The sequence below is a fragment of the Rhodococcus mengyinensis genome, assembly GCF_048381435.1.
GTDB lineage: Bacteria > Actinomycetota > Actinomycetes > Mycobacteriales > Mycobacteriaceae > Rhodococcus_F > Rhodococcus_F opacus_D.
On the sequence record NZ_JBLWIT010000038.1, the window covers coordinates 249,521 to 276,100 of the forward strand.

Consider the following 26,580-nt stretch of genomic DNA (forward strand, 5'->3'; position numbering starts at 1 on the left):
TCACCCGAACAATGCCGGCAGAGTTCCCTCGAACGTCGTGCGCAGCTCGGCCAGCGAGACCGAGAACTGGCCCTGGACCTCGACGGAATCGGACCCCTCGTCCACCACACCGATGCGCACCCACGGGAGATTACGGGCCGTGCACATACCGGTAAAGCGAGTTTCCTCGGTGCGCGGGACCGCGACGAGCACGCGGCCCGACGACTCGGAGAACAGGGTGACGAACGGATCGGCGTCGTCGGGAAGCAGGATGCGGCAGCCCGTCTCCCCGGCCAGCGCGGCCTCGACGACGGTCTGCGCGAGACCGCCTTCGGACAGGTCGTGCGCCGCGGACACCAGCCCGTCGCGGGACGCCGCGAGGAGGATGTCGGCCAGCAACTGCTCCCGCTCGAGGTCGACCTTCGGTGGCACGCCGCCGAGGTGGCCGTGCTCGACCTGCGACCAGATGGACCCGTCGAACTCGTCGCGGGTGTCGCCGAGCAGGATCAGCGTTTCGCCCGGTTCCAGTCCGAGACCGGTAGGGATGCGACGGTGCACGTCGTCGATGACGCCGAGCACGGCCACCACCGGGGTGGGCAGGATCGGGGTCGACCCGGTCTGGTTGTAGAAGCTGACGTTGCCGCCGGTGACGGGGATGCCGAGCTTCGCGCAGCCGTCCGCCAGACCGCGGACGGCCTGCTGGAACTGCCACATGACGCCGGGATCCTCGGGGGACCCGAAGTTCAGGCAGTTGCTGACGGCCTTCGGGGTCGCGCCGGTGACGGCGACGTTGCGGAAGGCCTCGGCGAGCGCCAGCTGGGCGCCGGCGTACGGGTCGAGCGCGGTGTAGCGGCCGGACGCGTCGGTGGCGAGCGCGATGCCGCGGCCCGTCTTCTCGTCGACGCGGATCACGCCCGAGTCGGCGTTCTCGGCCAGGACGGTGTTGCCGCGCACGTAGCGGTCGTACTGCTCGGTGATCCACTTGCGGCTGCACAGCGCCGGGGACGCGAGCATCTTCAGCAGGGTCGCCTTCAGTTCGTCGGCCGATTCGGGACGCGTCAGTCCGGCGGTGGTGTTGGCGACGAGGGCGTCCTGGCTCGCGGGACGCTGCACGGGGCGCTCGTACACCGGGCCCTCGTGGGCGACGGTGCGCGGCGGCACGTCGACGACGGTCTCGCCGTGCCAGGAGATGGTGAGCCGCTCGCCGTCGGTGACCTCACCGATGACGGTGGCGAGGACGTCCCACTTCTTGCAGACCTCCATGAACGCGTCGACGTTGTCGGGGGTGACGACCGCGCACATGCGTTCCTGGGACTCGCTGGACAGCACCTCGGCCGCGGTCATGCCGGTGGCCCGCATCGGGACCTGCTCGAGGTTGATGTGCATGCCGCCGTCGCCGGCCGCGGCGAGCTCGGACGTGGCGCAGGACAGGCCGGCGCCGCCGAGGTCCTGGATACCGACCACCAGCTTCGCGGCGTACAGCTCGAGACAGCACTCGATGAGCACCTTCTCGGTGAACGGATCGCCCACCTGCACGGCGGGCAGCTTCTTCCGGCTTTTCGATGCTCCAGCTCCGCCTTCGGCTTCGTGTTCGTCCCCACTCTCGTCACCGTCGAACGTCTCCGACGCGAGGACGGACACGCCGCCGATGCCGTCGAGGCCGGTGCGCGCACCGAACAGGATGATCTTGTTGCCGGCGCCGGACGCGAAGGCGAGGTGCAAGTCCTCGACGCGCATCGCGCCGGCGCACAGGGCGTTGACGAGGGGGTTACCGGCGTACGACGCGTCGAACACGGTCTCGCCGCCGACGTTGGGGAGGCCGAGCGAGTTGCCGTAGCCGCCGACACCGCGCACCACGCCGTCGACGACGCGTCGGGTGTCGGGGGCGTCCGCCGCACCGAAGCGCAGCTGGTCCATGACGGCGATGGGACGTGCACCCATGGCCATGATGTCGCGGACGATGCCGCCGACGCCGGTGGCCGCACCCTGGTAGGGCTCCACGTAGGAGGGGTGGTTGTGGCTCTCGACCTTGAACGTGACGGCCCAGCCGTCACCGATGTCGACGACACCGGCGTTCTCGCCGATGCCCGCGAGCATCGAGGAACGCATCTCGTCGGTCGTGGTCTCACCGAAGTACTTCAGGTGCACCTTGGACGACTTGTAGGAGCAGTGCTCGCTCCACATCACCGAGTACATCGCGAGCTCGGCCTCGGTGGGGCGACGGCCCAGGATCTCCTTGATGCGGGCGTACTCGTCGTCCTTCAGCCCCAGTTCCTTGAAGGGCTGTGCGACGTCGGGGGTCGCGGTGGCGGCGGTGACGGTGTCGACCGGGTGTGCTGACACTGGAGGTGGGGTCCCTTCCCTACGGGAGTCAAGAGAGGCAAGCCGGGAGTCACGGTCGGCGCAAGCCGGGTGGCGACGAGCCGTACGTCAGTCTATCCGGCGGCTCGTTCCGGTACCGACCTGGCGCTCCTCGCCCCGCTTCCCTCACGCCGTCGGTGTGAGGAAGGCCGCAAGCGCGTCGGAGTAGGCACGCACGTCGCGGGCGCCCATCAGCTCCCGCGACGAATGCATTCCGAGCTGCGCGGCGCCCACGTCGACGGTGCTCAGCCCGGTCCTGGAAGCGGTGATCGGGCCGATGGTCGAACCGCACGGTAGATCGGCCCGGTGCACGTACCGTTGCAGCGGAACGCCGGCCTGGTCGCAGGCGAGGGCGAACGCGCCGGCTCCGGCCGCGTCGGTGGCGTAGCGCAGGTTCTGATTGACCTTGAGCACCGGTCCCCCGTTGACGGCGATGTGGTGTGCGGGCTCGTGCCGCTCCGGGTAGTTGGGGTGCGTGGCGTGCGCCATGTCCCCGGACGCGCAGATCGATCCGGCCATCGTCTGCAGGAATTCTTCGCGACCACCGCCACGGCCGAGGACGATGCGCTCGAGCACGGTGCTCAGCAGATCGGAGAACGCGCCCCGATCGGACATGCTCCCCACCTCCTCGTGGTCGAACAGCGCGAGCACCGGCACCCGGTCACCGGGGTTCTCGGCCGCCGCCAGCAACGCCTGGGTGCCCGCGTAGCAGGTGCCCTGGTTGTCGAGTCGCGGCGCGCTGACGAGGTCCTGTTCGGTTCCGACGAGGGCGCTGGGCGCGAGATCGTGGGTCATCAGTTCCCACCCGAGCACCGCGTCGGCGGGCACCTCCGCCCGGTCCGCCACGAAGTCGATGAACGAGCGGCGTTCGGACCCCACGCCCCACACCCCGTTGAGGTGGCGCTGCGGATCGAGGTGGACGCCCTTGCGGTCCTCGGACAAGTGGATCGCCAGCTGCGGCACGCGCAGGATCGGTTCGTCGACGCGGACGAGTTTCTCCTCGACCGCGTTGCCGGCCCGCACGCTCAGCCGCCCGGAGATGCCCAGGTCGCGGTCGAGCCACGAGTTGAGCCACGCACCGCCGTACGGTTCGAGACCCACCAGCTGCCACCCTGCCGACGACAGGTCGGGGTGCTGCTTGACACGCAGGTTCGGGCTGTCGGTGTGCCCGCCGACGATGCGGAACGGCGCCGTCCGGCCCAGCCCTTCGGTACTCCACGCGATCAGGGATCCGCCGCGCACCAGGAAGTACCGGCCGGGCTCGCCGGGCCACGAGTCGGTCTCGTGCAACTCGGTGAAACCGTTGCCGGTCAGCAACATCGACACCGTCGCACACACATGGAACGGCGACGGTGATGCATCGACGAAGGTGCAGAGTCCCTGGGCGTCGGCCCACGTAGTGGAAGGCATGGGGTCAATCATGCAGGACCCGCTGTCACGTGTGGGGACCCGAGACGCAGAACTGGTTGCCGTCGGGATCGGCGAGCGTGACCCACCGGAAGTCGCCCATCTCGTGCTGCGCGACCTCCGTCGCGCCCTCGGCACTGAGCCTGCCCACCTCGCCGTCGAGGTCGTCGGACGCCAGGTCGAGGTGGATGCGGTTCTTCCCCGGGGTGGGGTCGCCGACCTTCTGGAACGCCAGCTTCTGCGCGGATTCCGGAAGGGCGACGACGTAGAACCAGCCGTCGTTCTCCTGCTCGATCGTGCCCGCCGTCTGCTTCGCCCACCATTTCGCGAGGGGCCCCGGATCCGTCGTGTCGAACGTGATCATGCCGAGTGTGAGTGCCATGCCCGCAGAGTAGACGTGACCACCGACAGGTTTCGCGGCTTCAGAGGAACTCCTCGATCACCTTCACGGCGGCGTCCACTCCACCCGCAGAACGCAACTCGGCGGCAAGCTCCGCGCTGCGGCGCCGGACCGGCTCGGCGTCGACGTGCGCGAGGGCGTCCCACAACTCGGCTGCCGACACGTCCGAACTGTCCACTCGCACCGCGACTCCCGCGGCGACGAGCGCGTCGGCGTTCTCGAACTGGTCGGTGGCCTGCGGCGCAGCGATCATCGGCGTTCCCGTGAACATTCCCTCACTGGACCCGCCCATGCCGGCGTGGGTGAGGAACGCGTCGGCCTGCCCGAGGATGTCGAATTGGGGCACCCACCGGTGGACCTCGACGTTGCCGGGCACGGTCCCGAGTTCGGCGACGTCGACGTGCTGCCCGATCTGCAGGACGACGTGCCAGCCGTCGAGGTCGCCGAACGCCTCGATGCAGCGCCGGTAGAAGTCGGCGTGATCGGTGAACGCGGTGCCGAGCGAGACGAGCAGCACCTTCCCCGCGCCTGCCGGGCGCTGCCACCGGCCGTCGGCGGGCCGCCGGGTGGGCAGAGCCGGTCCGACGAACGTGTAGACGTCCTCGTTCACCCGATCGGCGTTGGGCTGCATCGATTTCGCGATCAGCACGACCGCCCGAGCCGGGCGCCCGTAGAACTCGTCCGGGTCCGTCTCGACACCGTTGCCCCGCAGCAACTTCCCCTGCCGCTCGTACAGTGCCGCCCCGCGTGGGTCCGCCCGCATCGTGTCCACGAACGACTTCATGTCGTCCTCGTAGCCCTCCCACGCCACGTACGTCGGCGACAATTGCACGATCGGCACGCCCCATTCCTCGGCGAGGACGCGGGCGGGTCCTCCCGCGATGTCGTACAGGAACAGGTCGGGGCGGTCGTCCTCGTACAGCCCCCGCAATTGGGGCAGCATCGACTCGTACTCGGCCTGGAACAGAGTGAGCTGATCGATGGTGTCGCCGTCCCAGGACTTCTCGGACTCCTCCGTCGCACCTGCGGTGTTCACGCGCGGCAACGTCGAGGTGTACTCCTTGAATTCCGCTCCGGTGCTCTCGACGACGTCCTTCACGGCGGCGTCGTTGGCGTACGTCACGCGGTGACCGCGCGTGACGAGTTCGCGGAGAATCTCCAGGCTCGGGTTGACGTGCCCGGGCGCCGGAATGCTGACCATGGCGATGTGTGATCGGGTCATCTTCATCCTCTCGAATACGGAACGGTCCGTCTCGTTCAAGAGTGACACGGGGCGCGAGTCGAGTCAAGACGATACGTCTCGTCTGGTCTACGATCCGTTCATGCCGTCCGCCGACACTCCCCGCCGTTCCGAACGGTCCCGCGCCGCGATCCTGCAGGCCACGCAGGAACTGATCCGCGAACAGCCCTACGGGAAGATCAGCATCGAAGGCATCGCCGCGCGCGCCAAGGTCGGGAAACAGACCATCTACCGGTGGTGGCGATCCAAGGGCGCACTCGTCGTGGACACCCTCCACGAACAGAACGCGGCCGGGGCACAGGAGGCCATGGCCCTGCCGGACACCGGCGACCTCGCCGCCGACATGCGGCTGGTCCTGCGGGCCACGGTCGACGAGTTCACCTCACCCGACTTCGAACCGCTGTTCCGGGCGCTGTCCATCGAATCGCTGCAGGACCCCGAACTGCAGGAACAGATCGTCGAGCGGATCTACCGGCCGCAGTTCGAGTTCGTCGCGGCGCGGTTCCGCTCCGCGCAGGACGCCGGGCAGGTGCGGCCCGACATCGACCTCACCCTCGCGTTCGAGTTGTTCATGGCGCCGATGTTCTACCGCTGGCAGAGCGGAGCACATCCCCTCACCCACGACCACGCGGACGCCGTCGTCGACCTGGCGATGCGCGCCCTCGCACCCTGACGGCCGGGATCAGCGGGCGCCGCTCACGAACCCGAAATCGCCGTCCGCCAGGTCCTCGACGTGGACGGCACGCCCCGACGCGTCGGCGAGGGGAATTTTCCAGTTCGAATACTGGGTCTCGTCGGTGCCCGGCTGATTCTGGATGCGGTACTCCCCCACCAGATCGGCGAGCGCGACACCCGTCAGCAACGACGGGCTGCGGTCGATCAGCCGGTACAGCGCCTTCACGGTGTCGGGTATCGACGCGTCGTCGGCCAGCAGTCCGCGGTCGCGCGCCAATTGCAGTACGGCGTCACGCTGCCTTGTGTCGTGTTCCTTCTCGAGTTCGAGGTCGCGTTCGAGGAGCCCGAGCCGCGAGCGCAATTCGATGTGTTCGCCGGCCAGGTATCCGGCGGTCGGCGGAAGATCGTGCGTGGTAACGGATGTCAGGCACAGGGTCCGGTACTGCTCCGGCGGTGTCGGCCGCTCACCGTCGTGCTCGAACCACAGGATCGACGTCCCCAGGATTCCGCGCTCGGCGAGGTAGTCCTGGACCTCGGGTTCGAAAACCCCGAGGTCCTCACCGATCACCACGGCGCCCGCCCGCTCGGCCTCGAGCGCGAGGATCCCGACGAGAGCCTCGTGGTCGTAGGAGACGTACGTTCCGGCCGCAGGCGACTCCGCGTCGGCGGGGATCCACCACAACCGGAACAGCCCCAGGATGTGATCGACCCGCAGCCCACCCGCGTGCTTCAGCACGGTGCGCAGCATGTCGCGGTACGGGGCGTACCCCAGTTCGGCCAGCCGATCCGGTCGCCAGGGCGGCTGATTCCATTGCTGACCCTGCTGATTGAAGTCGTCGGGAGGCGCACCGACGGTAATGCCCTCTGCCAGGGCCGTTCCCAGCGACCACGCGTCCGCACCCCCGCGCTGGACCCCGACCGCCAGATCGTGCACGATCCCGATGTCCATGCCTGCCGCCCTCGCCGCGTCCTGGGCGTCGGAAAGCTGCTCGTCGCATACCCATTGCAGCCACGAGTAGAACTCGATTCGCGGCGCGAGCTTGCGCCGCTGCGCCTGCACCCAGTCGCTGTCGGGCGCACCGGCCTTCGTCGTCCATCGCGGGTCGTCGGGCGGCAGTTTCTCGGTGAGCGCGCACCAGGTCGCGAAGTCCCGCAGTCCGTCGCCCTCGACGCGGCAGAACTCCTCGAACGCGTGCTGCCTGCTCGGGCTGCGCTCGATCCGGAAGACCCGTTCGAGCACCCGGAGTTTGGCCCGGTACGACGGGTTGCGGTCGATCCGGTCGGACCGGTCGTTCGCCCGCTCGAATCGCGCTGCGGCGTCGCGCATCCGCGCATGGCGTCGCGTCGAGAGGTACGCAGTCTCCGGGATGTTCTCGACACGGATGTACATCGGGTTGACGTAGCGGCGGGTGGTCGGCAGGTACGGCGACGCCTCGATCGGTGGCCGGGGCTGCGCGGCGTGCAGCGGATTGACCAGCACGTAGTCGGCGCCGTGAACGGACCCGAAGATCGAGGCGAGATCCGCGAGGTCGCCGAAGTCCCCGACACCCCACGACCGACGCGACCGGATCGAGTACAACTGCGTCAGCACACCCCAGCGTCGGCGGTCGCTCAGCGCGTCGGACGTCGACAATCGTGCCGGCGTCACCACGAGCGTGCACGACGACGACGTGTGCGAGGTGGACGCCCGCACCGCGTGCCACCCGCACGGAACGTCGGAGGGAACGACGAACGTCGCGCGGCCGACCAGGGCGCCGTCGACCTCCCGCGGATCGACCCACACCTGGAGTTGGCGTGCCGGGACCGTCCCGCCGGACTCCGTGTCGATCGTGACGTCCACCGCCTCGCCGTGCGGAACGTGGACCACGAAACGGGTCTCGGACCCTTCCCTGCCGACGACGACGGGCGGCAGCATCCGTCGCCACGGTGCCGCGTCGCATTCGGACAGGGCGCGCCGCACCTCGCCCTCCGTTGCGGCGGGAACGTCCAGGGCTGCGAGGACGCTGCGGAGTGTGTCGTCACGGACGTCGTGGCGCTGCTGATCCCAACCCCAGTACGACGTCGCCACCCCGTGCCGGGCCGCGAGGTCACGCAACTGCTCGGTGTACGTCACCCCGTCGATCGTGCCAGTTCACCCCGGAATCTGCGCGACTTCCGACCCGTGCCACCGCGGTCGGAGCGCATCGGCGTGATTGACCCTGCGTCGACCGGGGTAACTGTGAAGTAATCAGACGCACGGCGTCCACGGTGAGCCCGCAGGGGAATGCCGTGGACGCACCACGATGCGACCGGCGACCGAGGAGTCTTCGATGCTGCTACGTCTTCCCGGAGTCTATCGCCCGCAACACGATACGCAGTTGCTGGCCGACGTCCTGGCGGCGGAGCCACTCGGCCCCCATTCCCGGGTGCTCGACCTCTGTGCGGGGACCGGCGCGCTGAGCGTGCGCGCCGCCGCCGCGGGTGCGGGCCGGGTAACCGCGGTGGACGTGTCGAGGCGAGCGGCGATCAGCATCAGACTCAATGCCCTTGTCGGAGGGCACCGGATCCGGGTGATCCACGGCGATCTCATCGAGCAGGTTCGCGGGGAACGGTTCGACGTCGTCGTGTCCAACCCGCCATACGTGCCGGCACTGGTCGACTCGGTCCCCGACCGCGGTCCGGCGCGGGCCTGGGACGCGGGCAAGAACGGTCGCGCACTGCTCGATCGGATCTGCTGCCAGGCCCCCGACGTTCTCGTCGCCGGTGGCGTCCTCCTGCTGGCGCAGTCCAGCCTGAGCGGAGTCGAGAAAACTCTGACGATGCTCGAGGAACAGAACATGCGGGTCGACATCGCCGCGACCGCCGAGATCCCCTTCGGACCGGTCCTCGTCGAACGCAGAGGCATGCTCGAGCGGAGAGGGCTCATCGAGGTCGGCCAGACCCGTGAAGAGATCGTGGTGATCCGCGCCGTCAAGTAGATATCGATATTGTGCCACAACGCTTTTCAGTGCCGACGACACTCCGAGGGAGCCGACATGCCGTCATCCACTCGCCTTCCCAGCCCCAACACCGAGGCCTGGGACTGGCAGATCCACGCCCTGTGCCGCGGCGTCGAATCGTCCGTGTTCTTTCATCCCGACGGCGAGCGGGGTAACGCCCGCAGCAACCGTGAACGTCGCGCGAAAGCGATCTGCCGTCGCTGCCCCGTTCTCGTCGAATGCCGCGACCACGCCCTGAGCGTGACCGAACCGTTCGGAATCTGGGGCGGGCTCACCGCGTCCGAACGCCGCGGGATCACCCAGCACGGCGAGGGAACCGTCGCCGTCTGATCCGGCACCGTGCAGGCCTGCGGCCACACACGGTGCCGGTCGGCTCAGGCGGAGATGACGCTGTCGAGGACGGAGTAAAACATGCCGAGCCCGTCGTCGCTGGGGCCGGTGAGGGCCTCGGTGGCGTGCTCGGGGTGCGGCATGAGGCCCACGACGCGGCCGTTGGCCGAGGAGATGCCTGCGATACCGCGCTGCGAACCGTTCGGGTTGTCGCCGACGTAGCGGAACACGACGCGGCCCTCGCCCTCGAGTTCGTCGAGGACGTTCTCCGACGCCTGGTAGCGGCCCTCGCCGGACTTGAGCGGGACCAGGATCTCGGCACCCGACTCGTAGCGGGACGTCCACGCCGTCGACGTGGCCTCGACCTTCAGCCACTCGTCGCGGCAGATGAAGTGCAGGCCCTCGTTGCGGGTGAGCGCGCCGGGCAGGAGGCCCGCTTCGCACAGAACCTGGAAGCCGTTGCAGATACCGAGGACGGGCATGCCGCCCTGCGCGGCCTGCACGACCTTGCCCATGACGGGCGCGAACCGTGCGATGGCGCCGCACCGCAGGTAGTCGCCGTAGGAGAAGCCACCGGGGACGATGACGGCGTCGACACCCTTGAGGTCGGCGTCGCCGTGCCACAGGCTCACGGCCTCGCCGCCGGCGAGGGTCACCGCGCGGGCGGCGTCGACGTCGTCGAGGGTGCCGGGGAAAGTGATGACTCCGACGCGGGCGCTCATGCTTCGACGCGCCTCACGGTCCAGTCCTCGATCACCGTGTTGGCCAGCAGGGCCTCGGCGATCTTCTCGAGCTGAGCGTCGTCGACACTGCCGTCGACCTCGAGCTCGAACCGCTTGCCCTGACGGACATCGGAAACTCCAGCGAAGCCGAGCCGCGGCAGCGCTCCGACAATGGCCTGCCCCTGGGGGTCGAGAATCTCGGCCTTGGGCATGACTTCGACGACGACACGGGCCACGTGCTGCTCCTTGTAGTAGTGCGCGAGCCCAGAGTGGAACACCGGGCACCCGGAAGTTTACCGGGCTACCTGCCTGCGGTTCGCATCGGACGAGCGGGACGAGCCATGCATGCAGGCGCATACTCGAATTCATGCGACTGACTCACTTCGGCCACAGCTGCGTCCTCGTCGAGTTGAACGGTTCCACCATCCTCTTCGATCCGGGCAACTTCTCCCACGGATTCGAGGGCATCACCGGACTGGACGCGATCCTGGTCACCCACCAGCACCCCGACCACGTCGACCAGCAACGACTGCCCGCCCTCGTCGAGGCGAACCCCGGCGCGGCGCTGTACTCGGACCCGCAGACCGCGGCCCAGCTCGGCGGCGCGTGGACGGGGGTGCACGCCGGCGACGAGTTCGACATCGGCGACGTGCACGTCACCGGCACCGGTGGGAGGCACGCGGTGATCCACCCCGACATCCCGGTGATCGACAACACGGCGTTCCTGCTCGGCGACGCCGGCAACCCCGCCCGGCTGATGCACCCGGGCGACTCACTGTTCGTTCCGGAGCAGAAGGTCGACGTGCTGGCGCTGCCCGCCGCGGCGCCGTGGCTGAAGATCTCCGAGGCCATCGACTACCTGCGCGCCGTCGCACCGCGGGTCGCGGTGCCCATCCACCAGGCGATCATCGCGAACGAGGCCACCGGCATCTTCTACGGCCGCTACTCGGACATGGCGCCCGAGGGCACCGAGTTCCGCACGATGCCGAGCGAGTTGAGCGTCGAGGTGGCCTGACCCGTGAGTACTTATTAACCGCGGGCGGTTAATAAGTACTCACGGGTCAGGCGGCACCGATCTGCGGGATCCGCGGCTCCCAGCGGTACACCTGCGGCCGGGCGTCGTGGTAGAGCGCGAGGTCGACGGCGTCGAGCATCGCCTGCCGAGGTCCCGACGTGCCCAACTGCTTCGCGGTGACGGCGAGGCGCACCACGCCCCCACGCCTGGCGGTCCGTCCGGAGCCGAGGACGAGCGCCCGGCACCACCACGGTTCGGCGCGGAATCCCTCACCGATCCCCAGCACCCGCGACCGCACCGACGTCTCGCGTTCGAGGTCGTGGATGGCGGTCATCGTGGCCAGCAGCCGGAACCCGGCGGACGGCAGTGCCGCGACGGCGCCCTGCGACGCCAGCCAGCGGGGCGGAGCGAACAGTCTGGTGCGCAGTCCGGTCTGTTCCATCACCCGGTCCGCCGCCAGCAGTCGCAGCCGCGCCTCGTGTTCGGGAAGCGAGGCGAACTCGGCCCGGCGACGTTTGGTCGCGGCCTGGTCGTATCCGTGGAGGACGACGGCGTCGCCGCGGGATCGGCGCGCGCGGACCCAGTCCTGCGTCACAGGGTCGTTGACCAGTCGATACTTGTCTTTCAGGCGCGGGGCGACGAGCAGCGACAGCGGCACGCCGCGCGCATCCATCTCCTCGGCGAACGCGGCCGCGAAGTCGCGCGTCTCGTCCTTGATTCCTGACACCGACACGATCAGCTGTCCGGTCATGGTCCTCAGCGTGACAGGTGAACGTGAACAGCGAGCAAAGCTCGTGCGCCTTTCCGGTAGTGGGAGCTACCGAAAAGGCGCACGAGCGGCGAAGCCGCCTATTTGGGCAGGACCGCCTCGATGGCCTCGACGACCTCGGGGGCGTCGGGCTCGGTGCGGGGACGGAACCGCTTCACCACGGTGCCGTCGGGTGCGACGAGGAACTTCTCGAAGTTCCACTGGATGTCGCCCGCGGCGCCCTCGGCGTCGGCGGCCTTGGTCAGTTCCTCGTAGAGCGGGTGCCGGTTCTCGCCGTTCACCTCGATCTTCTCCAACAGGGGGAACGTGACGCCGTAGGTGGTGGAGCAGAAGGTCTCGATCTCTTCGGCGGTGCCGGGCTCTTGGCCCATGAACTGGTTGCACGGGACGCCGATCACGGTCAGTCCGCGGTCGGCGTAGTCGGTGGCGAGCTTCTCGAGGCCCTTGTACTGCGGGGTCAGTCCACACTTCGAGGCGACGTTCACCACGAGGACGGCGCGACCGTCGTATTCGCCGAGCGAGGTCGGGGTGCCGCCGAGTGTGTTGATGCCGATGTTCTGAACAGGTGTCGTCATGCGCACCAACGTAGCCAACAAACCTCTGTGCGCCCAGGCTTCGAATCGCCCGGGCGCACAGAGGTTTACTTCGGAGTGGGTGTCAGCTCTTCACGAGGACCCGCGGCTCGTCGGCGGCAGGGGTCTCGGTGGCCTGCTCTTCGACGACCTCGCCGTGGCCGTCGTCGACCATCGTCGACTCGTCGAACGGGAGCTTGCCGTCGAGGACGGTGCGGACGCGCTCGTTGTCGATTGTGTTGGTCCAGGAACCGACGAGCAGGGTGGCGACGGCGTTGCCGGAGAAGTTCGTGACCGCGCGGGCCTCGGACATGAACCGGTCGATACCGACGATGAGGCCGACGCCGTCGAGCAGTTCGGGACGGTGGCTCTGCAGGCCGCCTGCGAGGGTGGCGAGCCCGGCGCCGCTGACTCCGGCAGCACCCTTGGACGCGATGATCATGAACACCAGCAGCGACAGCTGCTCGGGGAAGGACAGCGGCTGGCCCATTGCGTCGGCGATGAAGATCGAAGCCATGGTCAGGTAGATCGCCGTGCCGTCGAGGTTGAACGAGTAGCCGGTGGGGACGACGACACCGACGGTGGTGCGCTCGACGCCGACGTGTTCCATCTTCGCGATCAGACGGGGCAGGGCCGACTCGGACGAGGAGGTGGCGAAGATCAGCAGGTACTCGCGGGCCAGGTACCGGACCAGCTTGAAGATGGAGACGCCTGCGACGACGCGGAGCACGGATCCGAGGACACCGAACACGAAGATCAGGCAGGTCAGGTAGAAGCCGAGCATGAGCGTGGCGAGCTGGACGACGGCGCCGAGACCGGTCTGGCCGACGACGTTCGCGATGGCACCGAAGGCACCGATCGGTGCGAGCCACAGGATCATCGACAGAATCTTGAAGACGAGCTTCTGCACGGAGCCGACAGCGCGCAGGATCGGCTCACCCTGCTTGCCGAGGGCCTGCAGTCCGAAGCCGACGAGCAGCGCGACGAACAGGGTCTGCAGCACGCTTCCCTCGGTCAGCGCCGACATCAGCGACGTGGGGATGATCGACTGGAGGAAGTCCATGGTGCCGCCGGCGCCGTGGGCCTTCTCGGCGAGCGCCGCTCCGGTGCCCGCGGTGTCGGCGCTGATGTTCAGGCCGGAGCCCGGGTTGAGCAGGTTGCCGACCACCAGGCCGATGCCGAGCGCGACCGTCGACATGCCGATGAAGTAGGTGAGGGCGAGTCCGCCGACCTTGCCGACCTTGGCGGCGGCCTTCACCGATCCGATGCCGAGCACGATCGTGCAGAAGATGACCGGGCTGATCATCATCTTGATGAGGTCGACGAACATCGTGCCGAGCACGCCGAGCGACTTGCCGACTCCCGGAGCCAGCCATCCGACAAGGACGCCCGCGACGACGGCGACGATGACCCCCATGTACAACCAGTGTGTCCGGTCGCGCTTCTTGGTCTTCCCTGTCGCAGTACTCATGGGATTGTCCTCCAATTCGAGTGGCAAGCTGATCGGTGAGGCCGGTTAGTGACCGCGATCACGTCTTGGAAGAATCTTCTAAGCGATCGCTTGGCTGGAGAAGTTTGTGTTCATTACGTTCAGGAGAAATGCATTGCCGCACCATCCGCCGAGACGGCCCATGAGCGTCGCGAGGCAGCTCTTCCTCCTGCAGCTCGTCGTGTTGGTGCTGGTCATCGGCGCCGGGACCGCGCTGGCCATCGTCGACCAGCGTCGCGACAGCGACGAGACCACCCGACGTGCCGTCACGGCCGTCGCGACCACGCTCGCGCTGTCGGACGGCACCGTCGAGGCTTTGCGGTCCCCCGACCCGACGGCGGTTCTCCAGCCCCAGACCGAGCGGATCCGTGCCGCGACCGGCACCGATTTCATCGTCGTGATGACGCCCGCCGGCATCCGCTTCACCCACACCAATCCGGAGCTGATCGGCGGGGTGTTCTCCGGCAACATCGAGCGCGCGCTCCGCGGGGAGACGTTCACGGAGACGTATGCCGGCTCGCTGGGACCGTCGATCCGGGCCGTGGCCCCGGTGTACGACGGCGACCGGATCGCGGGTCTCGTGTCCGTCGGCGTCACGCGTGAGAAGATCGGCGACCAGTTCGCCGCAAGTCTGCCGACCATCTTCGCGGTCGCCGCGATCGGTCTGGCGGTGTCGGCGGCCGGCTCGTTCCTGCTCAGCAGGCGCCTGCGCCGTCAGACACTGGGGATGGCGCCGGACGAGCTGCGGCAGATGTACGAGCATCACGACGCCGTCCTGCACTCGATCGGCGAGGGCCTGGTGGTGCTCGGCCGCGACAGCAGTGACACCGCGAAGGCCGAGGTGGTGAACGACGAAGCGCGCCGGCTCCTCGATCTCCCGGAAGGCCCGGTCCCGGTGGCCGCGCTGCCGGAGTCGTTTCGGCAGACGCAGGGCGACGATTCCCGGGACGAGGTGCACGTGACCCCCGACCGCGTGCTGCTCGTCAGCCGGGAGCCCGTGACGTGGGAGGGGCAGCGCCTGGGGACGGTGCTGACACTGCGCGATCGCACCGAATTGCAAAGCATCATGGGTGAACTCGACTCCGTGCGCGGGTTCGCGGAATCGTTGCGGTCGCAGGCCCACGAATCGGCGAACCGCCTGCACACGATCATCACGATGGTCGAACTGGGCCGCTACGACGACGCGATCGCGTTCGCCACCGAGGATCTGCGGTTGTCGCAGGAACTGATCGACCGCCTGATGACGGCGGTGCACGAACCCGCTCTGGCCGCACTGCTGCTCGGCAAGGTGGGTGTGGCCGCCGAACGGGGAGTCGACCTGACCGTCACCGAAGACACCGCACTCGGACCCGTCGCGTCGCTCAGTGCGCGTGAACTCGTCACGCTGGTGGGTAATCTCGTGGACAATGCGATCGACGCCGCCCGCGGTGCGACGGAGTCCCCCGGAGAGGATGCGTGGGTGGAAGTGACCGTCCGTCAGGAGGATTCGATGATGGTGGTACGGGTGGCCGACAGCGGCCCGGGTATTCCCGCCGACGAACTCGACAAGGCGGTCACGCGCGGCTACTCCACCAAGTCAGGTCAGCGCGGGCTCGGGCTGGCGTTGGTGGCCCAGGTCGTGGCGCGGCACGGCGGGGCGATCCACACGGAGCCGTCGCTCGGATCGATGATCGTCGTCGAGATCCCGATCGAGGGTGACGCCTCGTGATCCGTGTGATGATCGTCGAGGACGAACCACTCATCGCCGAGGCGCATCGGGCGTATGTGGAACGCATTCCGGGTTTTTCGGTCCACACGGTCGTTCACGACGGTAACAGCGCGATGCGCGCGGTCGCCGCCGCGAACGGCAGCGACGACCCCATCGACCTCGTCCTCCTCGACATCGGCCTGCCGGATGCCAGCGGACTCGACGTGGCGGCGGCACTGAGTGGCGTGCGACCGAGCCCCGACGTGATCGCGGTGACCTCGGCCCGCGACCTCGAGATGGTCCGCACCGCCGTTGCACGCGGAATCGCGTTGTATCTCCTCAAGCCGTTCACGTTCGCGGCGTTCCGCGACAAACTCGAGCGGTACCGGGAATTCCGCGACGCCCTGCCCGCCGGAAGCAACGCGTTGAGTCAGCACGACATCGATCGGGCGATGTCGGCGCTGCGCACCTCCGACGAGCGCGCGGCGTCCCCGAAAGGCGTTGCACCACAGACACTCGACCACGTCTCCGCCTGCGTCCGTGACGCTGCGGGACCGCTGACGGCGGCCGAGGTGGCGGCCAGCATCGGGGTCTCGCGGGTCACGGCCTGGCGGTATCTCGAACGCCTCGCCGACGACGGGGTGCTCGCCCGGCACACCGAGTACGGCCGGGCGGGGCGCCCGCAGATTCGGTACGCGCTGCGCTGACCCCGTAACGAACCGGCCACGCCACGCGAGACAGTGAGTGAGGCGAAGTAATTCCTGTCGGGGACGATGCAGGGAGAGCACATGAAGACTCACGTGGCAGCATTTCTGACCGTCGCGGCCGCGACCGCGCTCACCGGGTGCACCGGAAACGGCACCGCAGGGGCACCCACCCCGGCCGTAGCGCAGGCCGGGCTCTGCCTCGATCTCGATTCCGCGCTGGTCACCGGCGCGTTCGCGTCGCTCGGCAACGCACCGGGTGGCGAACCGTGGGTACCGGGAACTGCGTCCGAGGCCGCCGGCGAGAACTGCCCCGCACTGCTGTGGGCCACGGCGGAGACGCCCAGGGGAACGGTGAGTTCGCCGACCCAGGTGCTGTTCTTCCACGACGGCACTTATCTGGGCACCGCGACAGCCGAATCGTATGCCTACACGCGGGTGGTCGGGTCCACCGACGACTCCGTCTCGGTGCAGTACAGGTGGCTCGGCGAGCAGGACGCCAACTGCTGCCCGTCGGGCGGACCCGCGGTGATCACCTACTCCTGGGACGGCTCCCGGGTGGTCATGGAGCAGCCGTTACCGCAGGAGATGCTCGACTCCTACAAGTGACATTCGATACCACTGTGGCGCAACGGCATTGACGTGACGCGAACAGGGCCACCGGAGACGGTCGAGAAAAGCTCCGCCAGAGGTTGTGACCTGCATCACATCGGTGGACGATTGTAGAGGAGTCACCTCCGGCTCGCAGTAACTCAGTCAAGGACCTTCACATGTCTAGCAGAATTGCCACCACACTCGCCGCAATCGCATTGACCCTGTCACTCGGTACTCTGGCTGCTCCCGCAGCTGTCGCCGCACCGGCTGCGCCCTCACCGACCCCGGCAGTCGGTTCGATCGCCGTCTGCCTCAACCTGCCACTGGGGTCGGCCAGCATCAGCTTCTGCATCTGAGCCGGGCGAGGCGGAAAGCGTCCTGACACTCCGACTTCCGCCTCGCACGCCGATGCTTTTCACACGCCGAAATAATTCCTCGGCGGGGTGCCGCCGTACCTAATTGCCGATCGTGTCGAGCACCCAGGCGAATTCGAACGCTACTTCCTTCCACTTCTCGTAGCGTCCGCTGACACCGCCGTGCCCGGCGCTCATCTCCGTCTTGAGGAGCAGCGGCGAGTCGCCGGTCTTGGTGGCGCGCAGTTTGGCGACCCACTTCGCCGGTTCGACGTAGAGCACCCTGGTGTCGTTGATGCTGGTGATCGCGAGGATGGCCGGGTAGTCCTTGGCCTCGACGTTCTCGTACGGACTGTACGAGCGCATGTATTCGTAGACCTCGGGGTTCTCGAGCGGGTTGCCCCACTCGTCCCATTCGATGACGGTCAGCGGCAGTGAGGGGTCGAGGATCGACGTCAGCGGGTCCACGAAGGGAACGTTGGCGAGGATTCCGGCGAACAGTTCGGGTGCCAGGTTGGCCACCGCACCCATCAGCAGACCGCCTGCGCTGCCGCCGTCGGCGACCATCTGCTGCGGCGTGGTGCGTCCGGTGTCGATCAAATGCTGTGCGCTCGAGACGAAGTCGGTGAAGGTGTTCTTCTTCGTGAGCGTCTTGCCGGTCTCGTACCAGTGCCTGCCCATCTCGCCGCCGCCGCGCACGTGCGCGACCACGAACACCACTCCGCGGTCGAGCAGGGACAGCCGCGCGACGGAGAACGCGGGATCCATGCTGGCCTCGTACGATCCGTACCCGTAGAGGAGGGTGGGGGCGGGGTCGTCGACGCCGTTCGTCTTGCGCCGGACGATCGAGAGCGGGATGCGCGTCCCGTCCTCGGCGACGGCCCAGTCGCGTTGCTGCTCGTAGTTGCCGGCATCGAATTCGCCGAGCACGGGTTGCGACTTGCGCAGGGCGAGTTCGCCCGTCGACAGCACGTAGTCGTAGACCTGGCCGGGCGTGATGAACGAGGTGAACGCCATCCGCAGTGTCGGCTGCCGCCATTCCGGATTGGCCCCGAGCCCGACGCTGAAGAGTTCCTCGTCGAATTCGATCTCCGTGAACTCGCCGTAGCCGTCCTCACCGAGCGGCCAGATCGCCAGCCGGGTCAACGCCTCCCGGCGGTAGCCGAGCACGAGGTGGTCGGCGAACGCGTCTACCTCCTCCAACCGCACGTCGGAGCGGTGCGGAATGAGGATGGTCTGCGACGTCGGGTCGGACACCGGCGCGTCGGCGAGCACGAAGTTCTCGGCCTTCTCACCGTCGACGACGTCGTTGTGCATGATCAGGAAGCGGTCTTCCCCCGCGACCACCGCGTGCTCCACGCCGTATTCGACGCCCTCGCGTCGCGGCAGCACCACCCGGAACTCGCCCTCGGGGTTCTCCGATTCGAGCACCCAGCCTTCGCTGGTGATCTTCGACCCCACCCAGATCATGAGGTACTTCTCGCTCCGGGTGGACCCGACCGACACCCAGAACCGCTCGTCCGGCTCGTGGAACACGGTGACGTCCTGCGCGCGGTCGGTGCCGAGCTTGTGCCGCCACACGGTGTCGGGGCGCCAGGACTCGTCGACGGTGAGATAGAAGACGTGACTGTGGTCGATGGCCCAGGTGGCGCCGGGTGCGGTCTCGGGGATTTCGTCGGGCAGCAGTTCGCCGGTCACGAGGTTCTTGAAGCGCAGCGTGTAGCGCTCGTCGCCGACCACGTCGACCGAGTACGCGAGGAGCGTGCCGTCGTGGCTGAGGGAGAAGGCGCCGATGGAGAAGAAGTCGTGTCCCTCGGCCTCGGCGTTGCCGTCGAGCAGCACCTGCTCACCGGGCAGTTCGACACCGGGAGCCAGTTCCGGCGGGGTCCAGTCGTCGGGACCGGCGATCGGTGCCCGGCACTGGACGCCGTACTGCTTGCCCTCGATGGTGCGGGCGTAGTACCACCAGTCGCCCATCCGGGTGGGAACCGACATGTCGGTCTCCTGCGTGCGCGACTTGATCTCCTGGAAGATCTGGTCCCGCAGCGGCGCGAGATGCGCGGTCTGCTGCTCGGTGTACGCGTTCTCGGCCTCGAGATACGCGACGACTTCGGCGTCTTCCTTGTCGCGCAGCCACTCGTACTCGTCGACGAACGTGTGACCGTGGTGGACGCGTTCAGTGGGCACCGTCTTCGCGACCGGCGGGGTCAGTTTCGCGCCTTTGGAGGTCATGTCTCAGCCCACCCAGTCCGCGAACGACAGACCCGAGATCCGCTCGTACGCTTCGATGTACCGCTCGCGGGTCGCTTCCACGATCTCGGCGGGCAGCGGCGGCGGCGGAGTGTCGGACGCGCGGTCCCAGCCGGATTCGGGGCCGGTGAGCCAGTTGCGGACGAACTGCTTGTCGAAGCTCGGCTGCACCTTCCCGGCCTCGTACCCGTCGGCCGGCCAGTACCGGGACGAGTCGGGGGTGAGGACCTCGTCGGCGAGAACCAGGTTGCCCTGCGGGTCCAGTCCGAACTCGAGCTTGGTGTCCGCGAGGATGATGCCCCGGTCCGCGGCGAAGTTGGACGCCCGGCCGTAGATGTCGAGGGTGTCGTCGCGCAGCTTCACGGCCAGGTCCTGGCCCACCTTCTCGACCACGGCCTCGAAACTGATGTTCTCGTCGTGCTCGCCCAGTTCCGCCTTGCTGGCGGGCGTGAAGATCGGGTCGGGAAGCTGGCTCGCCTCCACCAGGCCCTCGGGCAGTGCGACGCCGCACACCGCGCCGGTCTCGTTGTAGTCGAGCAGTCCCGACCCCGTGAGGTAGCCGCGGGCCACGCACTCGACGGGGACCATGTCCAGCTTCCGGACCACCAGCGCGCGGCCGAGGACCTCTTCGGGGATCCGGCTGTCGTCGGGTTCACCGGCCAGATGGTTGTTGCCGCCGAGGACGCCGAAGAAGAAGACGCTCATCGCGGTGAGCACCCGCCCCTTGTCCGGGATCGGGGTGCTGAGGACGTGGTCGTAGGCGGAGATCCGGTCGCTCGCCACCAACAGGAGGTGCTCGTCGTCGATCGTGTAGAGGTCGCGGACCTTGCCACCGGCCAGATGGGCGTATGAATCGAGTGAGGGGCGCACGGTGACCCAGCCTATCGGTCGGGCACCGACCGGCGGCCGCTGACCTTCGAGCTGGGCAGACGTCCCGCCGTCGACTTCCCCGTCATCTCGTCGCCCTCGACGAGGACATCGAACTGCAAGTGGAGGCGCAGCGGCTTGGTGATGGACTGAGACCAGGTGAGCCGGTTCCCGTCGAGTGTCAGGTCGGTGAGCGGGACTTCCTCGGCGGCTCCGCGAGCGATGCCGCGAAGTTCCCCGTCCTGCGTGACGAAGGTCAGTTCGACTCGTTGCTTTCCGATGGGCGTGGCGATCACGACGTTCCAGGTGCCGTCGACAGACATGGCTCTGCTCCTCAGATGGTGGTGGGTTCGAGCCCACGGGCACGCCAGACGGTGCCGCGGCGCTCGTAGGCGAACAATGTCTCGACCGCGTGCGCGATGCGCGGGCCCAGTTCCCGTTCGAGTAAATACAGTCCGAGGTCCAGACCTGAGGTGACGCCGGCCGCGGTGACGAGGTCACCGTCGTCGACGACGCGGGCGTCCACGGCGACCACCCCGGTGGCGTCGAGCAGATCCATCCCCAGGTGATGGGTGACGGCGTGGCGGCCTTCGACGAGTCCTGCCATCGCGAGCACGAGCGACCCACCGCAGACGGTGGCGACGATCAGGTCCTGGTCGGCACAGGCCTCCCGCAGTACTTCGGGGAGCCGTGTCTCGAGGGTCCGTCCGAGAATTCTCGGGATGGTGCCGTCGCCCTCGGTGCGCTCCTCCACGCGCCCCGACGCACCCGGCACGACGATCACATCGGCCCGGCACGCGTCGAGCGTGGCGGCGGCCCGCAGACTCAGCGGCGCCGTTCCGCTCGGGACCTCACGCACGCCCTCGGCGGAGGCCAATTCGACGGTCAGCGCGCCGTCGGCGTACAGGCCACCCGCGTGCAGTACCTCGAAGGGAGCGATGACGTCGAGCGGATCGAACCCGTCGAACAGCGCGATCTGGACATGCATCCGTGGTGCCTTTCCCTGTCAGCCTCGTGCCGAGTACACGAGGCGCTAGTGACGTTAGCCAGCCGATCGAGACCGGAGAACTGGCATTTTCGCCACATACCAACAGATTGTCGCCACGCCATCCCCGCAGATTTCTGCATTTCGCATCGTCATCTACCGCCGTTATTCGCCCTTGGCGGAAATCGATCGACTGCGTAGGTTGTAGCCATGCACACCGTGGCAGTCCTGGCACTCGACGGTGTCATCGCGTTCGATCTCGCCACCCCGATCGAGGTCTTCGGCCGCACCAGGCTGCCGGACGGGCGCGCGGCCTACCGGGTGAAGGTGTGTGCCCTCGGCGGTGACGTGGATGCCGGCGCATTCACACTCCGCGCGCCGTGGGATCTGAGCATTCTGGACGCGGCCGACACGATCATTCTGCCGGGGCTCGCCGACCCCACCGCTCCGCTTGCACCCGAAATTCTCGAGGCGCTGCGCCGGGCAGCCGACAGTGGCACCCGAATCGCGTCGATCTGCGTGGGGGCGTTCACCTTGGCCGCCACCGGACTACTCGACGGCAAACGGGCGACGACGCATTGGGCGGCCGCCGAACTCCTCGCCGCGCGCCACCCACTGGTGGACGTGGATCCGGCCATGCTCTACGTCGACAACGGCCAGTTCCTGACCTCGGCCGGTGCCGCGGCAGGCCTCGATCTGTGTCTGCACATGATCCGCTCGGATCACGGGTCGGCGGTCGCCGCCGACGCTGCCCGGTTGTCGGTCATGCCGTTGGAACGCGAAGGCGGACAGGCGCAATTCATCGTTCACGAACGACCACCGTCCGCGGAAATGACGAGCCTCGACCCGCTGCTGAGGTGGATGCACGAGAACAGCCGCGACGATCTGACGCTCGACGACCTCGCCCGGCGAGCCGGGACGAGCACCCGCACCCTCAATCGGAGATTCCGCGAGCAGACCGGCACCACACCGTTGCAGTGGCTTCACCGCGTCCGGATTCATCAGGCGCAGTACCTCCTGGAGACCACCACGCACTCCGTCGACCGCATCGCCGCGCAGGTGGGCTTCGGGTCGCCGACGGCGTTCCGCGACCGGTTCAAGCGCGTAGTCGGCACCAGCCCCCATTCGTACCGCGCGGCGTTCCGGGGATCCTCGGCGACCGCGTAACGGCGTCGGGGGGCACAGCCGGGGAACACTTCGTCTCCCGTTGTCGTTACCGTTGGTCAGGAACTCTTGTGATCGCGGTAACCGGAGAAGGTGGGTAATGGCGACGGACACGACCCCGGTCGACGTCGGGTTCCGTTCGGAACGCGGACCGATTCTCGTGTCACTGATGCTCACGACGTCACTGGTCGCGCTCGATGCGACCATCATCTCCACCGCCGTCTTCACCATCGTCGGGGACCTCGGCGGCTTCTCGCAGTTCCCGTGGCTGTTCTCGATCTACCTGCTCACCCAGGCCGTGTCGGTGCCGATCTACGGCAAGCTGGCCGACATCTTCGGCCGCAGGCCCGTGATGCTCCTGGGCATCGCCCTGTTCGGCGTCGGCTCGGTGCTGTGCGGGATCGCGTGGAGCATGCCCGCGCTGATCGCGTTCCGCGCGGTACAGGGTCTCGGCGCCGGGGCCGTCCAGCCGATGAGCATGACCATCGCCGGAGACATCTACACCCTCGCCGAACGCGCCAAGGCCCAGGGCTATCTGGCCAGCGTGTGGGGCATGTCGGCGGTGATCGGCCCGACCCTCGGCGGGGTGTTCTCCGAGTACCTGTCGTGGCGGTGGATCTTCTTCGTCAACATTCCCCTCTGCCTGCTCGCGGCCGTGATGCTGATCCGCAACTTCGACGAGAAGCGGGCGCGCACCCAGCGGTCCATCGACTACGCCGGCGCCGGAATCCTGGCGGTCGGGGCGACACTGCTCATCCTCGGACTCCTCGAAGGCGGGCAGGCCTGGGCGTGGAGATCCCCGATCAGCCTCGGCATCTTCGCGGCAGGATTCGTGTTCCTCATCGTCTTCGTCCTCGTGGAACGCCGCGCCGCCGAACCGGTGCTGCCGCTGTGGGTGTTCACCCGGCGGGTTCTCGCGGCGAGCAGCCTCGTGTCACTGCTGGTCGGGGCGATCGTCCTGGGCCTGACCACCTACGTGCCGACCTTCACCCAGGGCGTCCTCGGGACGGGCGCACTGGTGGCCGGGTTCGCGCTGGCCACCCTGACCATCGGCTGGCCGATCGCCGCGTCGCAGTCCGGGCGCGTGTACCTGCGCTTCGGCTTCCGTGTCACCGCCACCGCGGGGAGTCTGCTGGTCGTGGCGGGCACCGCTCTCACGTTGAGCCTGTCCATCGACTCGGCGGTGTGGCAGGTGGCGATCTGCTGCTTCGTCATCGGCGGCGGCATGGGTCTCGTCGCGAGCCCCACCCTCATAGCGGCGCAGTCGAGCGTCGACTGGTCGGAGCGCGGCGTCGTCACCTCGACCAACATGTTCGCCCGGTCCATCGGCAGCGCCGTGGGGGTCGCCCTGTTCGGCGCCCTCGTCAACGCGCGACTGGGCGGCGCCGACAACCCCGCCCCCGGCGACCTGGCCGGCGCCCTGCATCTGGTGTTCGTGGCCGCCCTCGGCGCGGCCGTCGTACTCGTCGTCGCCGCGGCGGCGATGCCGAAGTCCGCCTCCGCGCCGGAGGTCGAGCCGAGCGCACCGACGTCCGAACCGCCGGCTGTGAAGGAGTGACCGTGCCCGACCCGTGCCTCGCCGTGCTGATCGCCTCGTATCTCGAGCAGGACCTGGTCGACAGGATCGCAGCCTGCGACCCACGGATCCGGGTGTCGTACGCACCCGAACTGCTCCCCCGGCCTCGATGGCACAGCGACCACGTCGGGGTGCCGCGTGATCTGACGGCCGAAGAGCACGACCGGTGGTCGTCGATGTTGCGGACCGCCGACGTGATGTTCGACTTCGACTGGCGGCACCCCGAACGCACCCTCGATCAGTCGCCGAATCTGCGTTGGATTCAGGCGACGTCCGCGGGCGCCGGGCAACTGATCGAGAAATTCGGGCTGTCGCGCGTGCCGCTCACGGTGACGACCGCCGCGGGAGTCCACGCCGATCCGCTGGCGGAGTTCGCGCTCGCCGGCATTCTGCATTTCACGCGCGGCCTCCCCCGGCTGATCGCCGACCGGCAGACCCGGACCTGGCGCAAGCAGGAAACGACCGAGCTCGCAGGACGCCACGCGCTGATCGTGGGCGCCGGCAAGATCGGCTCGCGCACAGCGGAACTCCTCCGGTGTTTCTCCGTCACCGCAAGCGGGGTGGCCCGCACCCCGCGCCCCGCAGGCGCGCCTTTCGACAGCATGACCACCACCGACCGGATCGCCGAGCACCTGCCCGCCGCGGACATCCTCGTGATCTCCTGCGCCCTCACCGACGACACTCGCGGACTGATCGGACGCCGCGAACTCGCCGCCCTCCCCGACGGCGCACTGGTCGTCAACCTCGGCCGGGGACCGATCATCGACGAAGACGCTCTCGCAGAAGCACTGTCAACTGGCAGGCTGGGCGGGGCGGTCCTGGACGTCACCTCCACCGAACCGCTCCGCGAGGACTCGCCGTTGTGGACGGCCGACAACGTCATCCTCAGCCCGCACAGCGCCGCCAACGTGCCGTCCGAGAACGGGAAGATCGTGGATCTGTTCGTCGAGAATCTCGGACGCTACCTGTCGGGTGACGCTGCGCTGATCAACGAGTTCGACTTCGACGCGGGATACTGACCGCACAGAGCGGCCGCCGCCGCTACCGTGGGTATCCACCATGACCGACCGTGACCTCGTCGACCGGATCGACCGGCTCGTACACGACCAACTCGCGAACCACGACAACCGATCCGGGCACGACTCGAATGTGAACCAGGACCCTTGCCCGCACTGTGGACGCGAATGGCACGGGCTCGCGATCACCGAGCGCATGCAGCAGATGCGGCACGCCCGGGCTCTCGACCCGAAGTACAGCCACGCCCGCGATCACAGCCGGGTGCTGTGCGCGGGCTCGGCGTTCATCGGCCCGATGCCCGAAGAGGTGCTGATGCTCGGGGGTTTCGACGTGCACGCCGCCTGGCGGGACATGGTTGCGGCGGCACGGCAGACGTCCGATCGGATCGAGCAGCCCGACCCGTTCGACGCGTATCGCACCGCCGGTCCGCCCGGAGACGAACCACCGGCTGTCGGCCTCGCCGGCGGATGCGACCGCGCGTCGTGGCACTGCCCGCAGTGCGGCGACCGAGCGCACTTCCTCGACGCCGGCCGCGAACCCAACGCCTTCGCGGTCGCGCTGCGCGCCTACGCCGCGCACATCGCCGCGGCGCACGACCCGTCCACGGACGACGAGGACGACGCGTCCACCTTCTCGACCCGCTGGGCACTTCCCACCCGCGGGGTGCTCTGGGACAGCCGGCACACCGTGATCGGACGATTCGGCCCCGGCGGCAGCACATTCGAACCCGGTGCCACCGCCCGCGACCTCCGCGGCTTCGGCGGCCCACCGCCCATGCGAGCCTGACCGGAGGTTACCGACCTGACCACCTCTCGGAGAGCGCCGGGCGAACGGAGACCCTGATGGACGGCCGCGACGCACAGTCAGCCCAGCACGGGCCCCGCCGCCGGACGGACACGCCGCGGTGGTGGAGGTTGGCGACCGGAATCGTCCTCACCGCCCTCGTCGCGTTCGCCTGCGCTGCGACGCTGGTGATCACGATTCCGATCGATCCGGTCTTCCCGTACGTCGTGCTCGCCGGTTTCGCCCTGCTCATTCTCGGTGCCGTGTGGCTGATCCTCGCCGGCGTTCAGCTCTGGCGGTTCCGGTGGGATCGACGCATCTGCCTCGCGCCTGCCATCGTGGCACTGACGGCGACCCTCGTATTCTTCGGTGTGCCGTCCGACCTCGGGTGGCGGCTGTCGATAGACGAACTGACCGCGTACGCGCAGACGTGCACACCATCGTCCGAGGACCAGCGGATAGGCCTGTACGACACCTGGCGCATCGAGCCGCTGGACACCGGCTGCCACTTCTTCCTCGAAGGCGGCCTGGTCAACCTTGTCGGAGTCGCTCGTCTGCCGGACGGGACCGACAAGATCGGGCGCCCCCAGCGTGATGGTGAGATCGGATATCAGCACATCGAATCCGACTGGTACCGCTTCATGCAGATCTTCTGAGCCGCGC

27 protein-coding genes are annotated in these 26,580 nt (G+C 68.2%); 13 read left to right on the forward strand and 14 right to left on the reverse strand.

All coding sequences use genetic code 11. The annotated features are described in order from the left end of the window. From purL to ACNJ7E_RS05935, 4 genes are all read right to left on the reverse strand, one after another. Nucleotides 1-2,322, reverse strand: coding sequence for a phosphoribosylformylglycinamidine synthase subunit PurL (gene purL / locus ACNJ7E_RS05920; RefSeq protein ID WP_283354473.1), 2,322 nt, complete (start codon nucleotides 2,320-2,322; stop codon nucleotides 1-3). 144 nt (nucleotides 2,323-2,466) lie between these two features. Further along, entirely contained in the window at nucleotides 2,467-3,750 is a 1,284-nt protein-coding gene (locus ACNJ7E_RS05925) for a M18 family aminopeptidase (RefSeq protein ID WP_418339364.1), read from the reverse strand. Nucleotides 3,751-3,775: 25 nt separating this feature from the next. Continuing rightward, on the reverse strand, nucleotides 3,776-4,129 hold the full coding sequence (locus ACNJ7E_RS05930) for a VOC family protein (RefSeq protein ID WP_378455753.1): 354 nt from the start codon (nucleotides 4,127-4,129) through the stop codon (nucleotides 3,776-3,778). A gap of 40 nt (nucleotides 4,130-4,169) precedes the next feature. Continuing rightward, nucleotides 4,170-5,375, reverse strand: coding sequence for a macrolide family glycosyltransferase (locus ACNJ7E_RS05935; RefSeq protein ID WP_418339471.1), 1,206 nt, complete (start codon nucleotides 5,373-5,375; stop codon nucleotides 4,170-4,172). Nucleotides 5,376-5,469: 94 nt separating this feature from the next. Here ACNJ7E_RS05935 and ACNJ7E_RS05940 point away from each other — a divergent pair, with 94 nt between their 5' ends. Further along, nucleotides 5,470-6,060 (forward strand): TetR/AcrR family transcriptional regulator, encoded by a 591-nt coding sequence (locus tag ACNJ7E_RS05940; protein ID WP_317569909.1) that lies wholly within the window; start codon nucleotides 5,470-5,472, stop codon nucleotides 6,058-6,060. A 9-nt stretch (nucleotides 6,061-6,069) separates the two neighbouring features. Here ACNJ7E_RS05940 and malQ read toward each other — a convergent pair whose 3' ends face one another. Next, nucleotides 6,070-8,175, reverse strand: coding sequence for a 4-alpha-glucanotransferase (gene malQ / locus ACNJ7E_RS05945; protein WP_418339365.1), 2,106 nt, complete (start codon nucleotides 8,173-8,175; stop codon nucleotides 6,070-6,072). Between the two features lie 196 nt (nucleotides 8,176-8,371). Between malQ and ACNJ7E_RS05950 the strand changes: the two genes are divergently transcribed. Together ACNJ7E_RS05950 and ACNJ7E_RS05955 are read left to right on the forward strand one after the other, a co-directional pair. Continuing rightward, entirely contained in the window at nucleotides 8,372-9,019 is a 648-nt protein-coding gene (locus tag ACNJ7E_RS05950; RefSeq protein ID WP_280778734.1) for a HemK2/MTQ2 family protein methyltransferase, read from the forward strand. Nucleotides 9,020-9,076: 57 nt separating this feature from the next. Beyond that, nucleotides 9,077-9,370 (forward strand): WhiB family transcriptional regulator, encoded by a 294-nt coding sequence (locus ACNJ7E_RS05955; protein ID WP_105412928.1) that lies wholly within the window; start codon nucleotides 9,077-9,079, stop codon nucleotides 9,368-9,370. A 44-nt stretch (nucleotides 9,371-9,414) separates the two neighbouring features. On the opposite strand, the gene purQ is transcribed toward ACNJ7E_RS05955, so the two are convergent. Together purQ and purS are read right to left on the reverse strand one after the other, a co-directional pair. Beyond that, nucleotides 9,415-10,092 (reverse strand): phosphoribosylformylglycinamidine synthase subunit PurQ, encoded by a 678-nt coding sequence (purQ, locus tag ACNJ7E_RS05960; protein ID WP_009477892.1) that lies wholly within the window; start codon nucleotides 10,090-10,092, stop codon nucleotides 9,415-9,417. Further along, nucleotides 10,089-10,328 (reverse strand): phosphoribosylformylglycinamidine synthase subunit PurS, encoded by a 240-nt coding sequence (purS, locus tag ACNJ7E_RS05965; RefSeq protein ID WP_005244409.1) that lies wholly within the window; start codon nucleotides 10,326-10,328, stop codon nucleotides 10,089-10,091. The genes purQ and purS overlap by 4 nt, the downstream gene beginning before the upstream one ends. 131 nt (nucleotides 10,329-10,459) lie before the next feature. Between purS and ACNJ7E_RS05970 the strand changes: the two genes are divergently transcribed. Further along, nucleotides 10,460-11,107 (forward strand): MBL fold metallo-hydrolase, encoded by a 648-nt coding sequence (locus ACNJ7E_RS05970; RefSeq protein ID WP_418339366.1) that lies wholly within the window; start codon nucleotides 10,460-10,462, stop codon nucleotides 11,105-11,107. A 46-nt stretch (nucleotides 11,108-11,153) separates the two neighbouring features. Here the strand turns inward: ACNJ7E_RS05970 and ACNJ7E_RS05975 are convergent, their stop codons facing one another. The 3 genes from ACNJ7E_RS05975 to ACNJ7E_RS05985 form a co-directional block, all read right to left on the reverse strand. Next, nucleotides 11,154-11,858: a DUF2334 domain-containing protein gene (locus tag ACNJ7E_RS05975; RefSeq protein ID WP_280778738.1), complete on the reverse strand. Its 705-nt coding sequence runs from the start codon at nucleotides 11,856-11,858 to the stop codon at nucleotides 11,154-11,156. A gap of 98 nt (nucleotides 11,859-11,956) precedes the next feature. Next, nucleotides 11,957-12,451, reverse strand: a complete 495-nt coding sequence (locus ACNJ7E_RS05980) for a glutathione peroxidase (RefSeq protein WP_219456744.1) — start codon at nucleotides 12,449-12,451, stop codon at nucleotides 11,957-11,959. An 82-nt stretch (nucleotides 12,452-12,533) separates the two neighbouring features. Further along, nucleotides 12,534-13,919 carry a cation:dicarboxylate symporter family transporter gene (locus ACNJ7E_RS05985; RefSeq protein ID WP_418339367.1) on the reverse strand — a complete coding sequence of 462 codons (1,386 nt, stop codon included), beginning with the start codon at nucleotides 13,917-13,919 and terminating at the stop codon, nucleotides 12,534-12,536. 160 nt (nucleotides 13,920-14,079) lie between these two features. Here ACNJ7E_RS05985 and ACNJ7E_RS05990 point away from each other — a divergent pair, with 160 nt between their 5' ends. From ACNJ7E_RS05990 to ACNJ7E_RS06005, 4 genes are all read left to right on the forward strand, one after another. Further along, entirely contained in the window at nucleotides 14,080-15,645 is a 1,566-nt protein-coding gene (locus ACNJ7E_RS05990; RefSeq protein WP_418339368.1) for a sensor histidine kinase, read from the forward strand. Next, nucleotides 15,642-16,331 (forward strand): response regulator, encoded by a 690-nt coding sequence (locus ACNJ7E_RS05995; protein ID WP_283330650.1) that lies wholly within the window; start codon nucleotides 15,642-15,644, stop codon nucleotides 16,329-16,331. Before ACNJ7E_RS05990 ends, ACNJ7E_RS05995 begins: the two co-directional genes overlap by 4 nt. A gap of 81 nt (nucleotides 16,332-16,412) precedes the next feature. Beyond that, nucleotides 16,413-16,937 (forward strand): LppP/LprE family lipoprotein, encoded by a 525-nt coding sequence (locus tag ACNJ7E_RS06000; protein WP_418339369.1) that lies wholly within the window; start codon nucleotides 16,413-16,415, stop codon nucleotides 16,935-16,937. A 161-nt stretch (nucleotides 16,938-17,098) separates the two neighbouring features. Continuing rightward, a complete protein-coding gene (locus ACNJ7E_RS06005) occupies nucleotides 17,099-17,278 on the forward strand; it encodes a hypothetical protein (RefSeq protein WP_015888663.1) in 180 nt (59 codons plus the stop codon). A gap of 99 nt (nucleotides 17,279-17,377) precedes the next feature. On the opposite strand, the gene ACNJ7E_RS06010 is transcribed toward ACNJ7E_RS06005, so the two are convergent. From ACNJ7E_RS06010 to ACNJ7E_RS06025, 4 genes are read right to left on the reverse strand one after another with little or no spacing between them, the layout of a single operon-like run. After that, nucleotides 17,378-19,507, reverse strand: coding sequence for a S9 family peptidase (locus tag ACNJ7E_RS06010; RefSeq protein WP_418339370.1), 2,130 nt, complete (start codon nucleotides 19,505-19,507; stop codon nucleotides 17,378-17,380). A 3-nt stretch (nucleotides 19,508-19,510) separates the two neighbouring features. Continuing rightward, nucleotides 19,511-20,395, reverse strand: coding sequence for a phosphoribosylaminoimidazolesuccinocarboxamide synthase (locus tag ACNJ7E_RS06015; RefSeq protein ID WP_009477882.1), 885 nt, complete (start codon nucleotides 20,393-20,395; stop codon nucleotides 19,511-19,513). Between the two features lie 11 nt (nucleotides 20,396-20,406). Next, nucleotides 20,407-20,715 (reverse strand): hypothetical protein, encoded by a 309-nt coding sequence (locus ACNJ7E_RS06020; RefSeq protein ID WP_280778745.1) that lies wholly within the window; start codon nucleotides 20,713-20,715, stop codon nucleotides 20,407-20,409. An 11-nt stretch (nucleotides 20,716-20,726) separates the two neighbouring features. Next, nucleotides 20,727-21,380, reverse strand: a complete 654-nt coding sequence (locus ACNJ7E_RS06025) for a DJ-1/PfpI family protein (RefSeq protein ID WP_418339371.1) — start codon at nucleotides 21,378-21,380, stop codon at nucleotides 20,727-20,729. 207 nt (nucleotides 21,381-21,587) lie between these two features. Between ACNJ7E_RS06025 and ACNJ7E_RS06030 the strand changes: the two genes are divergently transcribed. The 5 genes from ACNJ7E_RS06030 (at nucleotide 21,588) to ACNJ7E_RS06050 (ending at nucleotide 26,573) form a co-directional block, all read left to right on the forward strand. Next, a complete protein-coding gene (locus ACNJ7E_RS06030) occupies nucleotides 21,588-22,544 on the forward strand; it encodes a GlxA family transcriptional regulator (RefSeq protein ID WP_418339372.1) in 957 nt (318 codons plus the stop codon). A gap of 97 nt (nucleotides 22,545-22,641) precedes the next feature. Next, on the forward strand, nucleotides 22,642-24,099 hold the full coding sequence (locus tag ACNJ7E_RS06035; RefSeq protein WP_283330618.1) for an MDR family MFS transporter: 1,458 nt from the start codon (nucleotides 22,642-22,644) through the stop codon (nucleotides 24,097-24,099). Continuing rightward, complete coding sequence (locus ACNJ7E_RS06040) at nucleotides 24,096-25,136, forward strand: D-2-hydroxyacid dehydrogenase (protein WP_418339373.1); 1,041 nt, start codon at nucleotides 24,096-24,098, stop codon at nucleotides 25,134-25,136. Before ACNJ7E_RS06035 ends, ACNJ7E_RS06040 begins: the two co-directional genes overlap by 4 nt. Nucleotides 25,137-25,176: 40 nt before the next feature. Next, entirely contained in the window at nucleotides 25,177-25,920 is a 744-nt protein-coding gene (locus ACNJ7E_RS06045; protein WP_280778750.1) for a hypothetical protein, read from the forward strand. Nucleotides 25,921-25,976: 56 nt separating this feature from the next. Next, the gene (locus ACNJ7E_RS06050) at nucleotides 25,977-26,573 is read left to right on the forward strand and encodes a DUF1129 domain-containing protein (RefSeq protein WP_280778751.1); all 597 of its coding nucleotides are present in this window, start codon (nucleotides 25,977-25,979) and stop codon (nucleotides 26,571-26,573) included. Nucleotides 26,574-26,580 lie beyond the last annotated feature (7 nt).

Excerpts from the sequence above, each read along its gene's own strand:
- ACNJ7E_RS05930 (WP_378455753.1), bottom strand. The coding sequence starts at position 4,129 with ATGGCACTCACACTCGGCATGATCACGTTCGACACGACGGATCCGGGG.
- purQ (WP_009477892.1), bottom strand. The coding sequence starts at position 10,092 with ATGAGCGCCCGCGTCGGAGTCATCACTTTCCCCGGCACCCTCGACGAC.
- ACNJ7E_RS06045 (WP_280778750.1), top strand. The coding sequence starts at position 25,177 with ATGACCGACCGTGACCTCGTCGACCGGATCGACCGGCTCGTACACGAC.
- ACNJ7E_RS05970 (WP_418339366.1), top strand. The coding sequence starts at position 10,460 with ATGCGACTGACTCACTTCGGCCACAGCTGCGTCCTCGTCGAGTTGAAC.
- ACNJ7E_RS06010 (WP_418339370.1), bottom strand. The coding sequence starts at position 19,507 with ATGACCTCCAAAGGCGCGAAACTGACCCCGCCGGTCGCGAAGACGGTG.
- ACNJ7E_RS05925 (WP_418339364.1), bottom strand. The coding sequence starts at position 3,750 with ATGCCTTCCACTACGTGGGCCGACGCCCAGGGACTCTGCACCTTCGTC.
- ACNJ7E_RS06000 (WP_418339369.1), top strand. The coding sequence starts at position 16,413 with ATGAAGACTCACGTGGCAGCATTTCTGACCGTCGCGGCCGCGACCGCG.
- ACNJ7E_RS06025 (WP_418339371.1), bottom strand. The coding sequence starts at position 21,380 with ATGCATGTCCAGATCGCGCTGTTCGACGGGTTCGATCCGCTCGACGTC.
- ACNJ7E_RS06020 (WP_280778745.1), bottom strand. The coding sequence starts at position 20,715 with ATGTCTGTCGACGGCACCTGGAACGTCGTGATCGCCACGCCCATCGGA.
- ACNJ7E_RS05950 (WP_280778734.1), top strand. The coding sequence starts at position 8,372 with ATGCTGCTACGTCTTCCCGGAGTCTATCGCCCGCAACACGATACGCAG.
- ACNJ7E_RS05935 (WP_418339471.1), bottom strand. The coding sequence starts at position 5,375 with ATGAAGATGACCCGATCACACATCGCCATGGTCAGCATTCCGGCGCCC.
- ACNJ7E_RS06050 (WP_280778751.1), top strand. The coding sequence starts at position 25,977 with ATGGACGGCCGCGACGCACAGTCAGCCCAGCACGGGCCCCGCCGCCGG.
- ACNJ7E_RS05955 (WP_105412928.1), top strand. The coding sequence starts at position 9,077 with ATGCCGTCATCCACTCGCCTTCCCAGCCCCAACACCGAGGCCTGGGAC.
- ACNJ7E_RS06005 (WP_015888663.1), top strand. The coding sequence starts at position 17,099 with ATGTCTAGCAGAATTGCCACCACACTCGCCGCAATCGCATTGACCCTG.
- ACNJ7E_RS05940 (WP_317569909.1), top strand. The coding sequence starts at position 5,470 with ATGCCGTCCGCCGACACTCCCCGCCGTTCCGAACGGTCCCGCGCCGCG.
- ACNJ7E_RS06030 (WP_418339372.1), top strand. The coding sequence starts at position 21,588 with ATGCACACCGTGGCAGTCCTGGCACTCGACGGTGTCATCGCGTTCGAT.
- ACNJ7E_RS05990 (WP_418339368.1), top strand. The coding sequence starts at position 14,080 with ATGAGCGTCGCGAGGCAGCTCTTCCTCCTGCAGCTCGTCGTGTTGGTG.
- ACNJ7E_RS06035 (WP_283330618.1), top strand. The coding sequence starts at position 22,642 with ATGGCGACGGACACGACCCCGGTCGACGTCGGGTTCCGTTCGGAACGC.
- ACNJ7E_RS05985 (WP_418339367.1), bottom strand. The coding sequence starts at position 13,919 with ATGAGTACTGCGACAGGGAAGACCAAGAAGCGCGACCGGACACACTGG.
- ACNJ7E_RS05980 (WP_219456744.1), bottom strand. The coding sequence starts at position 12,451 with ATGACGACACCTGTTCAGAACATCGGCATCAACACACTCGGCGGCACC.
- ACNJ7E_RS05975 (WP_280778738.1), bottom strand. The coding sequence starts at position 11,858 with ATGACCGGACAGCTGATCGTGTCGGTGTCAGGAATCAAGGACGAGACG.